This window comes from Lysinibacillus alkalisoli, assembly GCF_014643595.1.
Taxonomy (GTDB): domain Bacteria; phylum Bacillota; class Bacilli; order Bacillales_A; family Planococcaceae; genus Metalysinibacillus; species Metalysinibacillus alkalisoli.
This window is the reverse complement of sequence record NZ_BMJT01000002.1, coordinates 88,873-108,394: the sequence shown is the minus strand read 5'-3', so window position 1 is coordinate 108,394 and position 19,522 is coordinate 88,873. Positions and strand designations below refer to the sequence as shown.

17 protein-coding genes are annotated in these 19,522 nt (G+C 36.2%); 3 read left to right on the top strand and 14 right to left on the bottom strand.

The window, feature by feature from the left end; translation table 11 throughout:
- Window position 1: 1 nt before the first annotated feature.
- The 13 genes from IEW44_RS02965 to IEW44_RS02905 form a co-directional block, all read right to left on the bottom strand.
- Window positions 2–589: a TetR/AcrR family transcriptional regulator gene (locus IEW44_RS02965; protein WP_188613538.1), complete on the bottom strand. Its 588-nt coding sequence runs from the start codon at window positions 587–589 to the stop codon at window positions 2–4.
- A 12-nt stretch (window positions 590–601) separates the two neighbouring features.
- Window positions 602–1,054 carry a DUF4352 domain-containing protein gene (locus IEW44_RS02960; RefSeq protein ID WP_188613537.1) on the bottom strand — a complete coding sequence of 151 codons (453 nt, stop codon included), beginning with the start codon at window positions 1,052–1,054 and terminating at the stop codon, window positions 602–604.
- A 66-nt stretch (window positions 1,055–1,120) separates the two neighbouring features.
- Complete coding sequence (locus tag IEW44_RS02955; RefSeq protein WP_188613536.1) at window positions 1,121–4,354, bottom strand: adhesive domain-containing protein; 3,234 nt, start codon at window positions 4,352–4,354, stop codon at window positions 1,121–1,123.
- Window positions 4,355–4,465: 111 nt separating this feature from the next.
- Window positions 4,466–5,767 carry a nucleotide sugar dehydrogenase gene (locus tag IEW44_RS02950; RefSeq protein ID WP_188613535.1) on the bottom strand — a complete coding sequence of 434 codons (1,302 nt, stop codon included), beginning with the start codon at window positions 5,765–5,767 and terminating at the stop codon, window positions 4,466–4,468.
- Window positions 5,754–6,743: an SDR family NAD(P)-dependent oxidoreductase gene (locus tag IEW44_RS02945; protein WP_188613534.1), complete on the bottom strand. Its 990-nt coding sequence runs from the start codon at window positions 6,741–6,743 to the stop codon at window positions 5,754–5,756. The genes IEW44_RS02950 and IEW44_RS02945 overlap by 14 nt, the downstream gene beginning before the upstream one ends.
- Window positions 6,740–8,527, bottom strand: coding sequence for a polysaccharide biosynthesis protein (locus IEW44_RS02940; RefSeq protein ID WP_229704139.1), 1,788 nt, complete (start codon window positions 8,525–8,527; stop codon window positions 6,740–6,742). Before IEW44_RS02940 ends, IEW44_RS02945 begins: the two co-directional genes overlap by 4 nt.
- A gap of 860 nt (window positions 8,528–9,387) precedes the next feature.
- Window positions 9,388–10,497 (bottom strand): glycosyltransferase, encoded by a 1,110-nt coding sequence (locus IEW44_RS02935; protein ID WP_188613533.1) that lies wholly within the window; start codon window positions 10,495–10,497, stop codon window positions 9,388–9,390.
- Complete coding sequence (locus IEW44_RS02930) at window positions 10,494–11,903, bottom strand: capsule biosynthesis protein CapI (RefSeq protein ID WP_188613532.1); 1,410 nt, start codon at window positions 11,901–11,903, stop codon at window positions 10,494–10,496. The genes IEW44_RS02935 and IEW44_RS02930 overlap by 4 nt, the downstream gene beginning before the upstream one ends.
- Window positions 11,900–12,442, bottom strand: coding sequence for an acyltransferase (locus tag IEW44_RS02925; RefSeq protein ID WP_188613531.1), 543 nt, complete (start codon window positions 12,440–12,442; stop codon window positions 11,900–11,902). Before IEW44_RS02925 ends, IEW44_RS02930 begins: the two co-directional genes overlap by 4 nt.
- Window positions 12,439–13,644, bottom strand: coding sequence for a lipopolysaccharide biosynthesis protein (locus IEW44_RS02920; protein WP_188613530.1), 1,206 nt, complete (start codon window positions 13,642–13,644; stop codon window positions 12,439–12,441). Before IEW44_RS02920 ends, IEW44_RS02925 begins: the two co-directional genes overlap by 4 nt.
- Window positions 13,645–13,653: 9 nt before the next feature.
- The gene (locus IEW44_RS02915; protein WP_188613529.1) at window positions 13,654–14,415 is read right to left on the bottom strand and encodes a tyrosine-protein phosphatase; all 762 of its coding nucleotides are present in this window, start codon (window positions 14,413–14,415) and stop codon (window positions 13,654–13,656) included.
- 5 nt (window positions 14,416–14,420) lie between these two features.
- Window positions 14,421–15,107: a CpsD/CapB family tyrosine-protein kinase gene (locus IEW44_RS02910; RefSeq protein WP_188613528.1), complete on the bottom strand. Its 687-nt coding sequence runs from the start codon at window positions 15,105–15,107 to the stop codon at window positions 14,421–14,423.
- Window positions 15,108–15,833 carry a YveK family protein gene (locus tag IEW44_RS02905; protein ID WP_188613527.1) on the bottom strand — a complete coding sequence of 242 codons (726 nt, stop codon included), beginning with the start codon at window positions 15,831–15,833 and terminating at the stop codon, window positions 15,108–15,110. It abuts the gene before it with no gap.
- Between the two features lie 148 nt (window positions 15,834–15,981).
- Between IEW44_RS02905 and IEW44_RS02900 the strand changes: the two genes are divergently transcribed.
- From IEW44_RS02900 to IEW44_RS02890, 3 genes are all read left to right on the top strand, one after another.
- Entirely contained in the window at window positions 15,982–16,893 is a 912-nt protein-coding gene (locus IEW44_RS02900; RefSeq protein WP_188613526.1) for an LCP family glycopolymer transferase, read from the top strand.
- Between the two features lie 59 nt (window positions 16,894–16,952).
- Window positions 16,953–17,351 (top strand): RDD family protein, encoded by a 399-nt coding sequence (locus tag IEW44_RS02895; protein WP_188613525.1) that lies wholly within the window; start codon window positions 16,953–16,955, stop codon window positions 17,349–17,351.
- A 288-nt stretch (window positions 17,352–17,639) separates the two neighbouring features.
- Complete coding sequence (locus IEW44_RS02890) at window positions 17,640–18,077, top strand: hypothetical protein (RefSeq protein WP_188613524.1); 438 nt, start codon at window positions 17,640–17,642, stop codon at window positions 18,075–18,077.
- Window positions 18,078–18,127: 50 nt separating this feature from the next.
- Here the strand turns inward: IEW44_RS02890 and IEW44_RS02885 are convergent, their stop codons facing one another.
- Window positions 18,128–19,423: an NCS2 family permease gene (locus IEW44_RS02885; protein WP_188613523.1), complete on the bottom strand. Its 1,296-nt coding sequence runs from the start codon at window positions 19,421–19,423 to the stop codon at window positions 18,128–18,130.
- Window positions 19,424–19,522: the final 99 nt, after the last annotated feature.

Below are 19,522 nucleotides of genomic sequence, written 5' to 3'. Positions count from 1 at the left end.
CTCATAACTTTAATGAAAATTTAACGAAATCAATCGCTACCTCATCTACTGGACGTTTCATATCATCTTCAATCCAGCGTACTACCATACCCACTAGAGCAATCAATATATAACGTGTATCATTTTCAATAGTTTTACCTTTTTTAATAAAACGGACGGGACGGTCTTTGTTATATAAAAACAAGTAGTAACGTTCAAAAAGATCACTCAAGTCACGCAGTACTTTAATATGCCCTGTATCACCAAATAAAGTCTTAGTGACATTTTTCTCTTTGCGTAAATAACTTAACATCGCGGTAATTGGCGGTAATGGCGTTGTTGTGTATAACTCAATTTTTTTGTTAATATAGGTCGGGCTTTTAAGAGCACTTAAAATATGCTCAATTTGTTTCATATAACGTTGATAAAAAATAGTATATAATTCTTGTTTATCTTTAAAATATAAATAAAATGTTGCACGATTGATTTGAGCTTGATTTGTGATATCTAACACCGTTATTTTGTCGTAATGTTGATCCTTCAATAATTTCTTAAATGCTTCAAAAATATACTCTTTAGCATCGATCGCTTCATGCTTTTTAAACGGCATTTCATTCACTCCTTAGCGATTAATTTCCCATAGCTTTTGCTCTGTGCCTTCTAAGTCATCATAAATCACTTCATAAGGACCATCACCAATCGCGTTAAACGATACAACACCTTCTGTTTTCTCGCCGGATTTAAGTGCTTGTCCTAAGTTGTTGTCTGCCGCAACAGCTAAGTTATCGCCATCTGCATTTTGTATATTTAATACAAGTGCATCAAATAATCGTTCATCTTCAAACTGATTTTCTACATCTAAATGTAAAGTTAACGTATCGTCTTTTACAGATGTAGATGATAATTTTAAGACAAAATCGTTAACCGTCATCTCTTTATAATCTTCTTTAATATCGCCCGTTTTAATCGTTGTTTTTTTGGCTTGCTCATCGCCACTATCTTGCTGTTTGGTACATGCTGTTACAATAGCTAAAGTTATCGCTAAAATCGTAATTGTCTTTGTTAATTTCCACATCACATATCACTCCATTTTGAAATAGTGAGGGTAAAGCGATAACTCGCCCTACCCTCTACCATAAAGTTATTTAACGATAAACGTTGCTGAACCTGATTTTAATTTCTCGTAATTACGTACCGTAATTTCATCGCCTGCTTTTAGCTTACGCAGTTCATTGCCTACTTTAAAGTATTTACGATTAATGGTAAATGCACCATCTGCTACTTCATAAACCGATAAATTTTGGCCATTTAGCGATAACATCACTTTTGTTACAGATTTGTCTGTCGTGCCTGTAATTACACCATTATCTGCATCAACATTTAAGATTTCAATTGGCGCTACTTCAGCTTCCGATACGGTTGTTTCAACAAAGTAATGTTGTTTACCTGAATCATAAGCAGAAATTTTAACAATATCTCCTGCGCCAAATAATTTTTTATTACCTGCGTTATCATATACATACTTGCGCTCAAATGAATACTTGCCTTCCGCAGTCACTGTCGCCACTTGTAAATCATGTCCATTGACATTTAAAAGTACTCGATTAACGTTGGGGCCTGCTGTACCCGTAATCGTTGTCATATCAAAGTTACGTGGGTCAACTTGTATATCTTGTACAGTAATCTCTAAGTTAGCTGCAGTCACTACCGTCTCAGCAGCTACTATCTTTTCACCACCAGCTCCAAAATGCTCCACACGGATCACATCGCCAGCGCCTAATACTTTTTTATTGCCATCTTTGTCATAAACATATTTGCGGTCAAATGTAAATGTACCATCCGCTGCTACATCAGCTGTTACTAAAGAGTGACCATTCACAATTAATTTAACTTTTTTCGTTGCTTTTGGTGCTGTACCTGTAATCACATAATTAAATTCTTCAATACCATTGATTGAAATCTCACCTGTATCTGTTGCCTCGGCAGGTGGTGTTTTCACATGACCTGAATCTCCTTTATTTCCATCTTTATCTGTTGGAGTAACCGTTAAATCTTTGTCTGGACCTACCGTACCTGGCACATCAATAGAGAAGTTGCCATCACCATCTGCTGTACCTGTACCCACTTCTGTACCATTAGCATCTGTAATGACTACCTCTGCGCCTGGTTCTGTTTTACCTGTTACAGTATAACCATCGTCTGGATTACCCGTTACCTTTAAGTCAGTAGGTGCTTCAGGGCCCGTTGTATCACTATCCTTCGGTGTTTTCGTTGTAGCACCATCACCTTCACCGGCATCATTTTGTGCCTTAACGGTTAAGTCTTGCTCACCGCCTACTGTACCTGGCACAGTAACAGTAAAGTTACCATTATTGTCTGCTGTACCTGTACCGACTTTATTATTATCTTTGTCGTAGACATTCACCGTTGCACCTGGCTCTGCCTTACCTTTTACCTCATAGCCATCTGTGGAGTTACCTGTTGTTGCTACATCTGTTGGGGCTGATGGAGCTACTGCTTGGTCTTTCGGTGTTTTCGTCGTAGTGCCATTACCTTCACCTGCATTATTTTGTGCCTTAACAGTTAAATCTGCCTCTTGACCAACACTACCCGGAACCTGTACGGTAAATGTACCGTCAGTATGAGTAGTACCTGTGCCTACTTTATTATTATCTTTGTCGTAGATATTTACGGTTGCACCTGGTTCTGCTTTACCTGTTACGGTATAACCTGACGTCGAATTACCTGTTGTTGCTACATCTGTTGGAGCAGATGGAGCTACTGCTTGGTCTTTCGGCGTTTTTGTTGTTGTGCTATCGCCTTCACCTGCACTATTTTCACCTTTAACCGTTAAATCTTGCTCTGGACCTACTGTGCCTGGCACAGTAACAGTAAAGTTACCATTATTGTCTGCTGTACCTGTACCGACTTTGTTATTATCTTTATCGTAGACATTCACCGTTGCACCTGGCTCTGTTTTACCTGTTACTTCGTAGCCATCTGTAGAGTTACCTGTTGTTGCTACATCTGTTGGGGCTGATGGAGCTACTGCTTGGTCTTTCGGTGTTGTCACTGTACCTTGTTTTTCACCATAATCATTTTTCGCTGTTACTGTAAGTGTCACTTCTTGCCCAACTGAACCATCAACTGCGATTGTAAATGAACCATCTGCTCCTGAAGTTGTTGTGCCTACTGTTTTACCTGTACTATCTTTAATCGTTACTGTTGTATTTGGTGTTGTTGTTCCTTTTACTTCGTAACCTGTTGTTGAGTCACCTGTTACAGGATCTAGCGTTAATGTGGGTTGTAATGCCGTTGTGTCACCTTTGTAATACAATGTGCTCTTACCATCTGCACCACTTAAAATATCTAAGTCAAGTACATTGCCATGTACCACTGAGCCAGCAAACTGAGCATCTAATGAAGGATTATTTTTTAAATAAGCTACATCGCCATTAATTTTTGTCGGTAATTTGACACGCGTATCCCCTAATACAGCTGCATCTGCTAATTGATTAACTAAGGCTCCTCCTACTGTTAAACCGCCTTTAGCCACTTCAATAGCTCCTTTTGCTGCAAGCTTGGCTGGAGCAAATAAAGTATCAATTAAACCATTAACAACCGTTCTCGGATTCAACGGTCCTAATATAGGTGTATCTGGTACTAATGTAATATCAACATTTATAGCATTCACAGCTGCTTGTAAGTCCGTTAACACACGATTAATACTTTGTGCGATGATTGGTCCTAATCCACCATTTAACTCCGCTTTTACAATGCGACCATCTGGCGTAACTGTAATTGGCGCTTTAAACTGACCTTGCCCAAATTCTGATAAGTTCTCAAGTAAATTTAAATTATCTCTTACTTCTTTTACATTAATTTTTACCAAATGTCCGACAACTTTATTATCAATAATGGAAGCTACAGCATCGAGCAAAGTGTTTGTTGTTGTAATAACGGTTTGGATACCTTGGACTTCATTAATGCGTAGCGTAATGGATGAATCAATACTTGCCTCACCATTCGCCTGTACATGTCCTGCTAACTCTTCTGGTACTGTAATAACAGCTGTTTTCTTGCCGCTTACTACTGCTGAAGCATTAGCTAAAGCTTTACCTTCGATATCAAAGATAACTTCTTGCGAGCCGTTTTGATTTAAGTCAAAACGATGTGTCGCTGTAGTTCCTCCATCATTTGTCAACTTTGTATCGCTAAGTAACTCAATATCAAGAAGCGCAGCGTCTGCTTGATTTTCTGTCACTTTAATTTTCCCATCTTCTCCTACTACTACTGCAAGTGGTGATGCGACAACGCTTAATGCTAATACTGAGGCAGCCATACTTGTAACCCATTTTGATTTATACTTCACCATTTTGTTCTCTCCGTTTCTATTAGTAGTTTGCTCCGTTACCGATGTATCATCAACTTCATCTATTTTTGCGACACTTGTGGTAAAACACCACCTCCTTTAATTTTTTTCATTTTATAGTACAGCTTGATTAGCCACAACTTTATAATTATTATGTTTCATTGCTTTTAACGACATGTGTTTAACGTCAAACATAATACTCTTATTACCTTTTAACAAATGTGTAAACGGAAATTTTTCATCATATTGCCTAATATATTGCTGATGTGGTGTAGCTAGCACAACAATATTTGCAGGCATCAGCTCATTATAAGGCATTAATTCAATACCAAATTGTTCAAGAACTTGCGCCTTATCGGCATAACTATCATGGACTTGAACGTTCATACCACGCACTTTTAACTCATGAATCACCTTGACAATTTGTGTGTTACGAATATCTGGCACATTCGGTTTAAAGGTAATCCCTAAAATTGTGACAACGGCTCCTTTTACAGTCATATTTTGATTTTTCATTTCTTGTAAAATTTTATGAATCATATAGTTAGCCATATTATTATTAATATCACGACCACTTAAAATCATTTTAGGTGTCACTTGGTACTCTTTTGCTTTATAAGCAAGATAATAAGGGTCCACCCCAATGCAATGACCACCTACTAGCCCTGGTGTAAAGGGCAAGAAATTCCATTTTGTACTTGCGGCATCTAATACTGCCTTTGTATCAATATCCATCGCATCTAATAACATCGCAACCTCATTCATAAAGGCAATATTAATATCTCGCTGGGTATTCTCAATCACCTTAGCCGCTTCCGCTACTTTAATAGACGGGGCTTTATGTACACCCGCTTTTACAACAGTGCGATAGAGCTGTGCAATCTTTTCCGTTGTGAGCTCATCCATACCTGCTACTACTTTCATGATTGACGTAAAATTATTTTGTTTATCCCCCGGATTAATACGCTCTGGCGAATAGCCAATGAAGAAGTCTGTGCCTGCTTTCATATGTGAAAAACGCTCTAATAATGGCAAACATTCTTCTTCTGTTAAACCTGGGTATACGGTAGATTCGAAAATAACTGTAGCGCCAGGCTTGATATGCTGTCCTACCATTTTACTTGCCTTTAAAATTGGCTCTAAATAAGGTAAGTTATAAGCATCTAGTGGTGTTGGTACAGCAACGATAATGTAATCACATTCACTGAGTAGTGAAGGTGCTGTCGTAAAGAAAACATTCGATGTTAATAATTCAAATGGCTCCACTTCTTTTGTTGTGTCATAACCTTGTTTTAACGTTGTAATTCGTTCCTCGTTAATATCAAATCCAATGACAGGAAAATGCTTACCAAATGCAACAGCTACTGGTAAACCGACATACCCTAATCCGACAACGCCCACTTTACTTTGATTCATACGAAAATGCCTCCTCCATTTGATAATGTGCTATATACCATGCGACAAACTGTTCAATTCCTTCAACAATAGATGTGTTGGCACGAAAACCTGTTGCCCGTTGTAATGGTGTAATATCAGCAAATGTATTTATCACATCTCCTTGTTGTAAAGGCATGAAATTTTTTCGAGCTGTCATACCGAGTGTTTTCTCTAATGTCTCAATAAAATCAAGTAGCAGTACGGGCTGATTGTTGCCAATATTAAAGACATCATACGGGATACTTCCTTGAGGTATAACATGAAGCAATCGGAAAATTCCGTCTACTATGTCGTCAATATACGTAAAATCACGCAACATCTCGCCATTATTATAAATATCTATAGGTTCTCCATTGATAATCTTCTCCGTAAATGTAAAGAGTGCCATATCAGGTCGCCCCCAAGGCCCATATGCTGTGAAAAAGCGTAATCCTGTTGTGGGGATTTGATATAAACTGCTATAGCTATGTGCCATTAATTCATTAGATTTCTTCGTTGCGGCATATAAACTAATCGGTTGGTCTACTTGATCTTGTGCAGCAAACGGCAAACGATCATTTGCGCCGTAAACGGAACTAGAGGAAGCATATAACACATGAGATACACGATACTGTCTAGCACATTCTAAAATATAAAAATAACCTACAATATTTGACTGTATATAAGCTTCTGGGTTAGTAATGCTGTAACGCACACCTGCTTGCGCTGCTAAATGAATGATGCGTTCAAACACATGCTGTTGAAATACATATTGCAGGGCTACTTGATCGGTAATATCCACTTTATAAAACGTAAAGTGTTTATGTTGCAGCTGTTGCAACCGTTTTTCTTTTAATGTCACATCATAATAATCATTGATGTTATCAATACCGATAACCTCATACCCTTCATGCAATAAACGTTGTGCTGTATGAAAGCCGATAAATCCCGCTACACCTGTCACTAAAATTTTCATGTGACTCCCCCCTCGCTCCGCTTTGCCATGGCTGGCTCTGCATTTGCAAAATCTAAAATATATGCTTTTAGTTGTGTTTCTGGTACATGCCAAACTTCATGAAAAAAAGTGGTTAAATATGCTGGCTCGCAACAAGGTGTACGCATCACATAAATTTTATTAAATGCTTTACGTAAAATTTTTTCATGAGTGCCTTGTAAGGATTCGTGCAATTTCTCTCCTGCTCGCATACCCGTCACCTTAATTTCAATAGCTGACGCTGATAAACCTGATAAATGGATTAAACTTTTAGCAAGTTCTATTATTTTCACAGGTTCACCCATATCCAATACGAATACTTCTCCACCTTCTGTTAATGCGGAAGCTTGTAACACTAAACGAGAGGCTTCTGGTATGGTCATAAAGTATCTCGTCATACGCTCGTCTGTAATCGTAATAGGTCCCCCTCTTGTGATTTGTTGTTGAAAAAGTGGAATTACCGAACCACGAGAACCTAATACATTACCAAAACGTACGATGGCAAATTTTGTAGTGCCTGTTAACGCTAATTGTTGAATAACCATCTCTGCAATACGCTTAGTAGCTCCCATAATATTAGGTGGGTCTACTGCTTTATCAGAAGAAATTAATACAAAACGCTCTACTGCATGTCGCTTAGCTGCAGTGGCAACAATTTTTGTTCCGAAAACATTGTTTTTCACACTTTCTCTTGCATTATCTTCCATCAATGGCACATGTTTATGCGCTGCCGCATGATAAACAATATGTGGTTGGTATTGTGCCATGACATCATTAATGGCGGATTCGTCACGAATATCAGCAATCACTTTTACTAAAGGAATACTTGTACTACTTTTCAGCTCTTCATAGATTGCATAAATCGAGTTTTCGCCATGACCAAGTAAAATTAACTGGTCAGGTTGCAAGTTTGCTAATTGACGGCAAATTTCTGAACCAATCGAGCCCCCCGCACCTGTCACAAGCACGGTGCGCTTTGTTACTGTACTTCGTAAAGCTTCTTCATCCAATGTCACTTCATCACGTCCAAGCAAATCATCAATGTTAATGTCTCTCACTTTATTAATGGCAACATTGTGTATGAGCATCTCTTCTAACGAAGGAACAATACGAGTTTTTAGCCCTGTTGTCACACAAAGTTGCATAATCTTTGCTAACCTCTCTTTTGATAGGGATGGAATAGCAATTAAAATTTGTTCTACTTGTAGTTTAGCCACTGTACTTGGCAAGAGTTTAATTTCACTGAGGACGGGTATTTGATGAATTTCATAACCAATTTTTTGATAGTCATCATCCACAAAGCCAATGATTTGATAGGAAGAATGATTTTTTAATCGTTGTACGACTAAACGCCCTGCTTCACCTGCACCAATTACAATCGTACGTATTCGATTTTCTTGAGGTTGTACTTTAGGGATTTGCCATTGTATTGCTGCACGTGAACACCAAATGAGTGTGATCGCAATTGTTGTAAATACAATGCCTGCTACTAGATTTCCAACAACAAGAAAAGTAGGTATACTTAATGCTGCTGTAATGCTAAGTACATGTATTAATAATTGATGGCTCGGCATTGTCCTCATATCTCTATAATAAAAATGAGATAATTGCGACATGGTTATAAATGCAATTAACAATGTTATATAGCTAATCCAAAATGTTTTAGCGTTATACTCTAATAATAAAAAATGTGTAGTGACATGAGCTATGCTGAGCACTAAAACATCCATTACCATCCATTTTTTATTTCGTTTAATTCCTTTCAATCGCCATCACTCCGTTACTTTCCATCATCTTACTGATTTAGCTACAATATAACACAGTTTTTTCAAATATAAGGATTTTATTGTAGTATAAAATCCCTCCAAATATCATTTTTATATTATATTTTTAGGTAGTATAAAGTAATATTTTTTTCGAGAATCCCTATTTGCCAAGCTAACACATTGTTATTAATACAAATGATAAAAGGTAACAAAACTCGCTAATTTGATATTTTAATGATGTATGTTACACATTAATACAAGCAATTTCCATATATTACTGACTTTTATCTACCAAAAAAGGTTGTTTTCTTTTATTTTTTTATTATGGATAAACAAAACTAACAATAACATTCAAATTCTTTTGTTTTATTTGAGTACAAAGAACTATAATAACAAAACATATTTTTAAATCTTCAGATATTACATCTATTTTTAATGTTATGCATTAAAAATAACTATGTTTTTTCACCTATTTTTTGAATATATCATAAGTTTCATTACTTTTTACTTATTTTTCACTTCTCATTAATCACGAATAAAGTATGAGTTTAAATGATGTAATCTTTATGTTTTTATCCCTTTTTTTAACTATAATGAATAAAAACAATATTAAAATGCTGAAATTTATTATATTATAAAAATTTTTTCTCCGAAAATAAACGTTTTTCATTATGTGAATTTCGCCCACCACATTTATTATATTAATATATTTAAAATTGTATTTTACGTTTAAAAATGATTAAAAAATCAATTTCATAAAAAAATATCATTTATTCATGAATAAACAGATTAACTATTATAAAATAAAACACCAAAAAAGCTAACGAAAATATCTTTTTTCGCTAGCTTTTTCTTTAGATTTACGTTAATGCTGTGTAATAATGAGCAAAAGCTTGTTGACGTTTGACTGTATTAGTTGTCATGTTAAAACGTTGTACAAATGTATAATTTCGCTTGGCATGTTGTTGCCATAACTGTTCGTTGTGGAGTAATGCCTGTATTTTGGTTGCTAGTTGTTGTGGAGACTGCTTTTTTACTAATGCCGTATGGTCTAATAATTCAGGGATCCCACCTACTTGTGTCGCCACTACAGGCAAGCCATGACTCATTGCCTCCATAATGCTGCGCCCCAATGCTTCTGTATGACTTGGCTGTACATACAATTGTAACTTACGATACCATTGATCCATTAATGTGCGGTCTATAATTCCTTCATGTATAACTGTAATGTATTGGTAAGTTAATGGTGGAAGTTTTCCCTCCCCTAATAAATACACTGTAATCGGTATTTGTTGCTGATCTAATATACGTAGCGCGTGAAATAAATCATAGTGCCCTTTATATTTGGTATGCAAAGAGCCTATCATACCTATATTAAAAGTTGTGGTACGTTTAATCGGCAATTGTTTGCTTAAATTTGTATTGTATACCGTGAAGGCCTGCCCATTACTAGGATAAACAGCTTGTAAATAATTTTCTGTCACATAAATGGCTGTATAGGCATTTGCAATTATCTTCTTCATACGCTTGTCAATAAAAGAGGCTAATAAACGGTAACCTTTATTACCATGCCAACGATAAGCCTCTAAAGCGTTCCCTACTACCTCCACCAAATAAGGCTTATTCATTTGTAAACAAGCCTGCCCCATAGCTAATCCAAAATGGGAAGGTAAGCGAATGACAATGGCCTCACTGTTAGCGATTATTTCTTTGCAATGGGCTACAGTAGACCACCACTTTTTATACACATCTTTTGTTTGTTCAATATGTTCTAAAGGCTGGATGTGTAACTCAGGTATGTGAATTGGCAATAAATTTGTAGAGGATTGATAAGGTTGCACAATGGGATAGATGGTAATATGTTTGGCTACTTTTTGATATTGCCACCAAGTTTGATTAGTAAAATTTTTCGAATAATAATCCACCCCATCATACATCATCTTTAAATCGTAAATATAAGTTAGTTTCATGATTTATTTTCCTTTCGCCATACCACCTTATTGTTAATATAGTAAATGAACATCGTTAACAATAAAGTAAATGAAATATCATTTAATAAAATACCTGCATTTTGTCCCATCATAAAGCCTAATCTTGTAATGGGTATTGTTAAAAAAAACACCAGTTCTATTCTTTGCTGGCGTTGCATCACACGATAAAGATATAAAGCAAAACAAATAAAGCCAACATGCAACAATGGGGCAAAGACAAAGCCAAAATAATAATTCCCTTGCCCAATCATCGGTATAATTTGTGCCACATGGTCAGAGAAATAAATACGATAATTGTATAAGTAATTACTAAATTCAAAACCTTCCATCTGCTTAAACAACACATTCAGACCCATCACTGGTCGTCCTAAATCATATAATAAGTTCCCCCATGTTGCTGCATCGGGGAAATAATGAGGTAACTCTGAAGCAAGCGCGACATTATAAGGTCCACCTGCATAAATTTGCAACATATCGGTAAGATCAACTAACCTGTCTCCACCTCTTGTAATGGAGACTGTATTTCGGTACGTTGTAATATTAATAAAAATAAAGAATAAAAGCGCGATTGTACTCATAATATAAGGTAAAGCTCGACGTTGAAATAATCGATAAAATAAGTACAAACTCGCGATAGCACTAATTAAGAAATCAGACCGATTGTCACCAAATAACAAACAGATATGCAATAATACAATGATAAAGCTCCATACAACCCATCTAGTTTGATTTGTTTTTTGATATTTTTGATACACGTTACTAAGCAACAATAAAAATAAAATAGACTTACCTGCAATTAACATAAATTGCACTACACTAACAACAAAACCTCCCTCACCAATATCTAACATATTGGCGTGAGGCATAATAAAAGCAAATGTGCGTAAACTTGATGGCATAAGCACAACGACTACGCCACATAATACAAGATAAAACCAATAAAATTGTTTTTGGGGTGGCAGTAAAATACGATTTTTTGCTACAGATACATGTGGTACTTTTATTGTTTTTTTAGGATAAAAACATAGAGCAATTGTCAATGTTGTAATGAGTAACTCCCACATCATAATCGTAATCGCATAAGTAAATGACTGCGGTAAAGGATCCACTGGAGAGCGCCCCACATACCAACCTGATGCCACAATAAGATATGGTAATAGGGTATAACGTAAAAAGGCAACAAAAGTGAAACTCATAATAAATGTATTAAAACGATAAAATAATAAGGGGAGTAATATAAAACTAAAAGCAAAATAATACAAGAGTGGTAATAAAAACAACCACTCATACCCCGCAAACAATACATTTTGATTCACATATATCGTAATATAAATGGTCATGCCTAACATAACCGCATTAATGATTAATTGAGCAACCATCTTCATACGCGTGCTACATCACTTTCTTGTAAGGGTTTTATCGCTTTAGCGGGAGCACCTGCTGCAAAATAATACGCACTAATGTCTTTCGTAACACTTGAACAAGCACCGATAATGACACCTTCCCCTATTGTTACTCCCTTTGTAATTACACTATTACTTGCAATCCAACTTCCCTTGCCAATGTGAATTGGTGCCAACTCTGTCTTTGTATTACTCACACGCCCTTGACTATAGTGATGTTTTGTTGTCGCAATTACCACCATGGGAGATAAAATAACACCATCTTCTAACGTTAACCCGCCTGCTGCGTTAATCCAACATTGATGCGCAATATATACATCGTCTCCCACAGTCATATGCCACATCACATTAATCGTGACACCTTTAGCTATTTGAAAGTTACGCCCACATTGTTTAAAAAAAGGGCGCATACAAAACCCACGAATCTGATTACTTATTTTTAAATTCGGCAATAAGGCTAACAGTAGCTGTAAAATGTGTAATACAATGAAATATTTTATAAACTTATAAAGTCGACTCACATAGCTCCCTCCTGACTTGCTAACCACTTCGTAAAATAGGCGCGCTTTATCATATATTGTGCAGCACTGCTAATAATCATGGCTAAAGCAGCACCTGTAACACCGTAATAATTAATACATAATAATGAGACTGGTACTGTAATTAACATTCCACATAAAGCAAAATACAATTGCTTACGCAAAATCGTAACACTAATAAATAGCGTATCCATATTCCAATTAAGGGCATTAAAGAAAATACAGATCGACATCCAAACGAGTAATACAGCATGTTGACCATAAGGCTCCCCATAAAATAGGGTTAATAAAAATTTACCTGCTACGAGGCTCACTACTAATAAGGCAACACTTAATACTATAGCCATCCCTAATAATGGACCACGTAACGTTTTTATTATTTTATGCCAATTTTGTTGAGCCACATGACGACTAAAATAGGATAAAAAATTTTGTGAAACAGCTCCCATCACAATATTGGCTACTACAGTAATATAAGCAATTGCTGAGAAGATCCCTAACATTTGTGGTGATGTAACGTACTCCAAGATATACCGCGGAAAGAAAGCATTAAATGAGACTACTAATTGCGTTAGGCCTAAGGGGATGCCCATTTGTAATACACGATAGATTTGTTGCTTTGTTGCTGTTTTCTTATGTGAAAAAGCCATCGTAAAGTAATAATATTCAATGGGTAAAAACAACAAAAATAATACGACTTGAATACGTAATCCCCAAATCAATGATGTAGTCTGAGCTATTGTCAACCAAAAGCTTAACAATAATAATAATTGTTTTATCATTGTGAACACGGCGATATAACGCATTCTTTGCGCGCGATGTGCCAATGCATACATTAAATCTGAAATTAATTCCATACCCTTTATTACACTAACCATCATGATTACTGCCATAAAACTCGGGTAAAAAATAGCAACAATTATAATGATAACAAGTAAGGAGAACAAACCAACACCATTCCGTGCTATTGTGTAAGCGCGGTAATTTGGTGTTACATCACTAACGTAAACGGAACGCAACTTCATATTGGCAAATAGCATGATTGGCGATGTCACAGCTAACGCCAATGCATAAGCCCCTACATCATATGTGGTTAAATATTGTGCAATGACTACAAGCATTAGCCACTTTACTAATGCCGTTACCATATTGGCACTGAATGTCCATGTAATTTTTTTGAGCATATCATTCCCTCACCTTAGTTGCCACCATCTTCTCTTTGTTATTTGTGGCAGTGGCACTTCTACTCGTTCATTACATAATATTTGATAATTATTATGTTGATACTCTATCCAGTTATGCGACTTTTCTGCTTGATGGAAAGCAGCTTCTGCTGCACGCATATAAAAAGTGCGGTGGGTGCTATCATGTGCATCTGAACCAATAAAATGAACAGCGCCCATTGCTACTAATTGCCATGCTGTCTTTTGTACATGCTTCCCGTAATAGCCGACAAGAGAAGGCGCCGTAACTTGAGTATAAGCGCCTAAATGAATGAGTCTCATTACTGTTTGCGGGCTCTTTATAATCATTTGTTGACGCTCCGGATGAGCAATAATAGGTAAATAACCTTGTACTTGTAACTCATGCAATACCTCATCGATATCACTTGGCAAATGACGGCTTGGTAGTTCTAATAACACATAACGACTATTCCCTAACGGCAACGCCTCACCATCGATAATTTTTTGTACGGTTCTCTTATTCAGTGTAATTTCATGCCCTGCCACTAATCGAATACCTAATTGTTGCGCTGAAATATATTGCTGTAAGTGAGCAACTTGCTGTTGCACTATAGTAGCAGGTACATGTAATGCACCTTTATCAAAATGGCTTGTTGCACATATTGTAGTAATGCCTTCTGCTGCTGCTTTTTTCAACATTTCTGTTGTTTCTTCAAAGGTTGTAGGTCCATCATCTACCCCGTATAAAATATGGCAATGGGTATCAATCATAATAATCACTCACTTTGTACATATTCACTGTAGTAGTAAATGTCTTTATTTTGTTCCACATTATTTAACACAACACCTAATAAGTGAGCATCTACTTTTTTCAAGAGAGAGACCGCTTTTTTCGCCATTTTCTTATCGGATTTTGTAGGGTCAATGACTAAGATCGTGCCATCCACTCGATTAGCTAATACTTGTGCATCGGTCACTGCTAACACAGGTGATGTATCAATAATAATCCAGTCATAGTGTTGCTCTGCCGTTCGTAAAAGTGCATGAAAAGCTTGCGAACCTAACATCTCAGAGGGGTTAGGCGGTATTGGTCCACTTGTTAACACATGTAAACTTGTATCTTCAATTTGTTGGATGCAATCTTGTAATGTGGCCTGACCGGATAACACAAAAGAGAGGCCTGTAATATTACTTAAATGAAAGGTAAAATGTACTGTGGGCTTACGCATGTCCGCATCTATAAATAATACGTTTTGACCTTCCTCTGCAAATAAATAAGCCAAATTGGCTGCTGTTGTTGATTTTCCCTCGGCTTGTACAGCAGAGGTAACCACAAGCGTCTGTAACTTCGTTGTATTTGAAAATTTAATGTTGGTGCGTAATGTACGATATTGTTCTGAAATAATAGAGCGTGATTGCCCTTTTACAATGAGTTGCCGACCTACCGTTTGTGCTATTGTCATCTACTCTCCACCTTTTCTCAAGATACGTTGCCAAAGATTACGTTGTGTAGTCACATTTGGCATTTTATTAATTACACCAATTACAGGTACACCAAGCTCCAACTCTAGTTCTTTTTCTGATTTAAACTTGTTATTAAATAAAATGAATAAAACATTGAGGACAATGCCAAACAAAGCACCAATTACAGCACCCAATACAAGATTTAGCGCGTGATTTGGTGAAACAGGGATCAGGCTATTTTTCACTTTAGCTTCAGCTAAAACTTGCACATTATCTACATCCATTAACTTTCCTATTTCTTTTGTAAATATTGTCGCAATGGCATTAGCCGTATCAACTGCAAAAGAAGCATTTTGATCACGTACATAAATATTTAACACTTTAGAATTCTCCTCACTTGAGACAGCAATCTTCTTACGCAATTGTTGGATTGGTGCTATAAAATCAATCTCTTTTGCCACATCTTCTAAAATTACATCACTCTTTAGGATAGCAATGTAAGTATTCATGAGTTGCAAATCATTTTGTGTTGCTTGATACTGTGTCACATTCTCTTCTTTTTGTTTATTAATCAATAACTGGGTCATCGCCTCATATTTTGGTGTAATCACCACGAAAGTTAAAACTGCACTAAAGGCAATACCTATTAGCGCCAGTAAAACAAGCAGTGACCACCGCTTTTTAAGTGCGAGTAATAATTCTTCCATACTAAATGTTGATTCCATAAAAACACCTCGCCTTTAAATAAAATTGGATTTTTTGTAATAATTGTGTATATATTATAAAAAACGATAATTCTTTGTCATCTTTACACATTCCTTTAGTCGATTATCAATAAACATACCTATACTAGTTATTAAGGGGGATTTTATATTGGTTAAAAAGAAACAGTGGTGGAAGTGGCTTTTAGTCATAGTTGTTGTAATAACTGTAGTAATTACAAGTTTTTTATATCATCAATATCGCAAATTTGAGCAAAATTTCACCAATACTCAAATTGAATATAAAAGTAAAGCACGCAAAAAAAGCGATGATAAGCTCATCGAAAATAAGCGTCCTATTTCTTTACTCCTATTAGGCATTGACGAAAGACAAAATGATAGTGGGCGCTCTGATTCTATTGTCGTAGCTACCTTAAATCCCACAAAGGAAAATGCCAAGTTAATTAGCATTCCTCGTGATACTTATGTGGCGATTGCTGGAATGGAAATGTCAGATAAAATCAATCATGCCTATGCCTTTAAAGGCATAAACGGAGCAACTGAAACTGTAGAACAATTACTAAACATTCCGATTGATTATGTCATGACAATGAATATGGAAGGGCTTGTTGATTTAGTAGACTTAACAGGTGGAATAACAATTGATAGTCCTTTTGCTTTTAAAGCTAATTTGCATACTTTTAATAAGGGAAAAAATCATTTAAACGGTGAAGCCGCACTTGCTTACGCGAGAATGCGTAAAAATGATCCCAATGGAGACTTTGGTCGTCAAGAACGACAAAAACAAGTCATTGCGCAACTAGCAAATAACATAAAATCTTTTAATACATTAGCTAAATTAGATGAGATGATGATTATTTTAGGTAGTAATATTAAAACTAATATTGAAATGAAAGAGTTAAATCGCTTACGTACCGACTATTTAATGCCTATGCAAACATACGACAACTTACAATTTAATAAAGGTCAAGGCACTACCAAAAATGGCATTTATTATTTTGAACTTAATACGCAAGAGCTCGAACAAATTTCTGCAACTTTACAAAAACATTTAGCATTATAACGCAACTTTTCAACTACTCACTCGTATTACATATTAAATACGCTTTAGGAGGTTAAAAGATGCAATCTTTAACAAAAAAACGCTTAAAAGCATTTGCCATTGATATCGCAGTATCAACAGTCGTGTCACTAGGCGTAGAAACGCTACTACGTAAAAAGATTAAAAGTGAGTTTGTACATGCCGTTGTAACACCAACTGTCGTAATGTATGGCTTAGAGTACGTACAAATGCGAAAATGCGGCCAAACATTAGGTTATAAACAACAAGGTTTAACATTAACTGATGAGGAAGGTAATACACCAACTTGTGAACAATTAACGAAACGTATGTTTTATCGTGATTATGTAAGCACTGTAAAGTATTTAACGGATCGTAAACAATTTGAACAAAAGGAAGGGGCTATTTTACCTCATGATGCATTTACTCATACGGTTGTACATGAAGGCAACACAAAGTAAAAATACCCCTAAACAGTCGTAAATAATAAAAATACGCTGCGTCAATAATATTGACGAGCGTATTTTTTATGAGGAAAATGCAATTATAACGTCACCCTATACCATAAAATACTAGACTCTGTTATTACTTTGTCATCTATCATTCGTTACTTGGATCTACCCTGAACGATTTGTATTATTTTTCTGCTGCTAAAAAATTATTTAGAATTCAGTCTATTATATGCTCCATTCTCATTATTATATGCTATAATTTTAGTCAAATTTGTAGTAGTACAAGGAGTGCTTGACATGATAAAGTCACTGATTTCTATGACTTTACTTTTGCTACTATCTGGCTGTTCTCAATTGCGTACATTAGATGCGGACTATTTGCCAATTGGAAAGGTTTCTTGGTATGATGAAGATTATGTGATGATACGTGGCGACTATCAGTGGGTGGCGGAGGATAAAGAGGTTACCTACTTTACTGGCCCAAGTGTCGATGCGCTCGTCAAAGATTTTGAACAGATGTATGCGCTTGCAGGTGATGAATTACAACTCCATTTTCCTGAACCTCCGCTGGACATTATAATCCAACAAGAAAATGAAGATGGTACCATACATAACATTCAAATAAAAAATCAAGCATTTACCTTACCTACTGAAAAAGGTTCTTATATTTATGAAATTGAGGCAAAGTGGGATAAAGGCGAAGTTATTTATGTCTTTAATGTGGATGTACAATAAGACTAGCGATAAAAGGCAACCCAGTACTTATACTGCGTTGCCTTTTATCATTAATGAGGGAGAACAAACAATTGAATGACAAACAATACCGCAAAAATATATAAGAGTGGATGTACGACTTTCGCTTGACCACGCACAATTTTAACAAGTGGATAAGAGATAAAACCTAGTGCAATACCTGTTGCAATACTTGAAGTCAACGGCATCGTTAAAATTACTAAAAATGCAGGAAATGCCTCATCCATCTCATGCCAATCAATTTGTTTCACTGCACCAATCATTAAGCTACCTACAATAATAAGGGCTGGTGATGTAATGGCCGCAACGCCTGAAAGTGAACCGACTAATGGACCAAAAAATGAAGCGACCATAAATAATATAGCTACCGTTAATGTAGTTAAACCTGTGCGCCCACCTGCCGCGACGCCTGCTGATGATTCGATATAGGCCGTTGTTGGGCTTGTACCAAACATTGCCCCCACTGTAGAAGCAAAAGAATCGGCTAATAATGCATGTCTGGCTTTTGGCAATGTTTCTCCCTTCATCAATCCTGCCTGCCTTGCTACACCAATCATTGTCCCTGTTGTATCAAACAATGTAACTAAAATAAAAGAGAAAACAACGCCATATAACCCATAGGAAATGACGTCACTAATAGCGGTAATGGGATTCCAAACTAAAATCCCTTCAGGTAAATGAGGGACTGCTACGACTTTGTCAATCGTTAATTGCCCTGTCACTACAGCGACAATTGCGGTAATGATCATACCAATAAAGAGTGCACCATGCACTTTTCTAACCATTAAAATTAAACTAATCGCTAGCCCAAACAAAGTTAATAAGACAGCTGGGCTAGTTAAGTTACCTAAAGCTACTAAATTCACTTCATTTGCCACTACAATATGAGACATACGTAAACCAATAAAAGCAATAAATAAACCGATACCTGCTGTAATCGCTAATTTTAAATTTTTAGGTATTGCAATAATCAACTTCTCTCTAAAAGGCGTTAAACTTAACAAGATAAAAATAAGCCCTGCGACAAAAACAGCTGAAAAAGCAGTCATATAGTTGATATGCTCACTTGATGCCACAACCGCTGTAAAATATGCATTTAACCCCATACCTGGAGCAATTGCAATAGGATAGTTAGCCATTAACGCCATCCATAATGTACCGATTACAGCTGAAATAATAGTTGCCATAAAAACTTGGTCAATCGGCACACCTGCATCTGCCAAAATAACGGGATTGACAATGACAACATAGACCATCGTTAAAAACGTTGTTGTACCTGCCATCACTTCGGTTTTAATTGTGGTTTGATTTTCTTCCAGTTTAAACATGCTATCGCCTCCTAAAAGCGAATGATTTTAAAGAACTTTTATATATTATTCGCTTTTAAATGTTTTTGCAAGCTTTTTTTACTGTATTCATCCTATTAC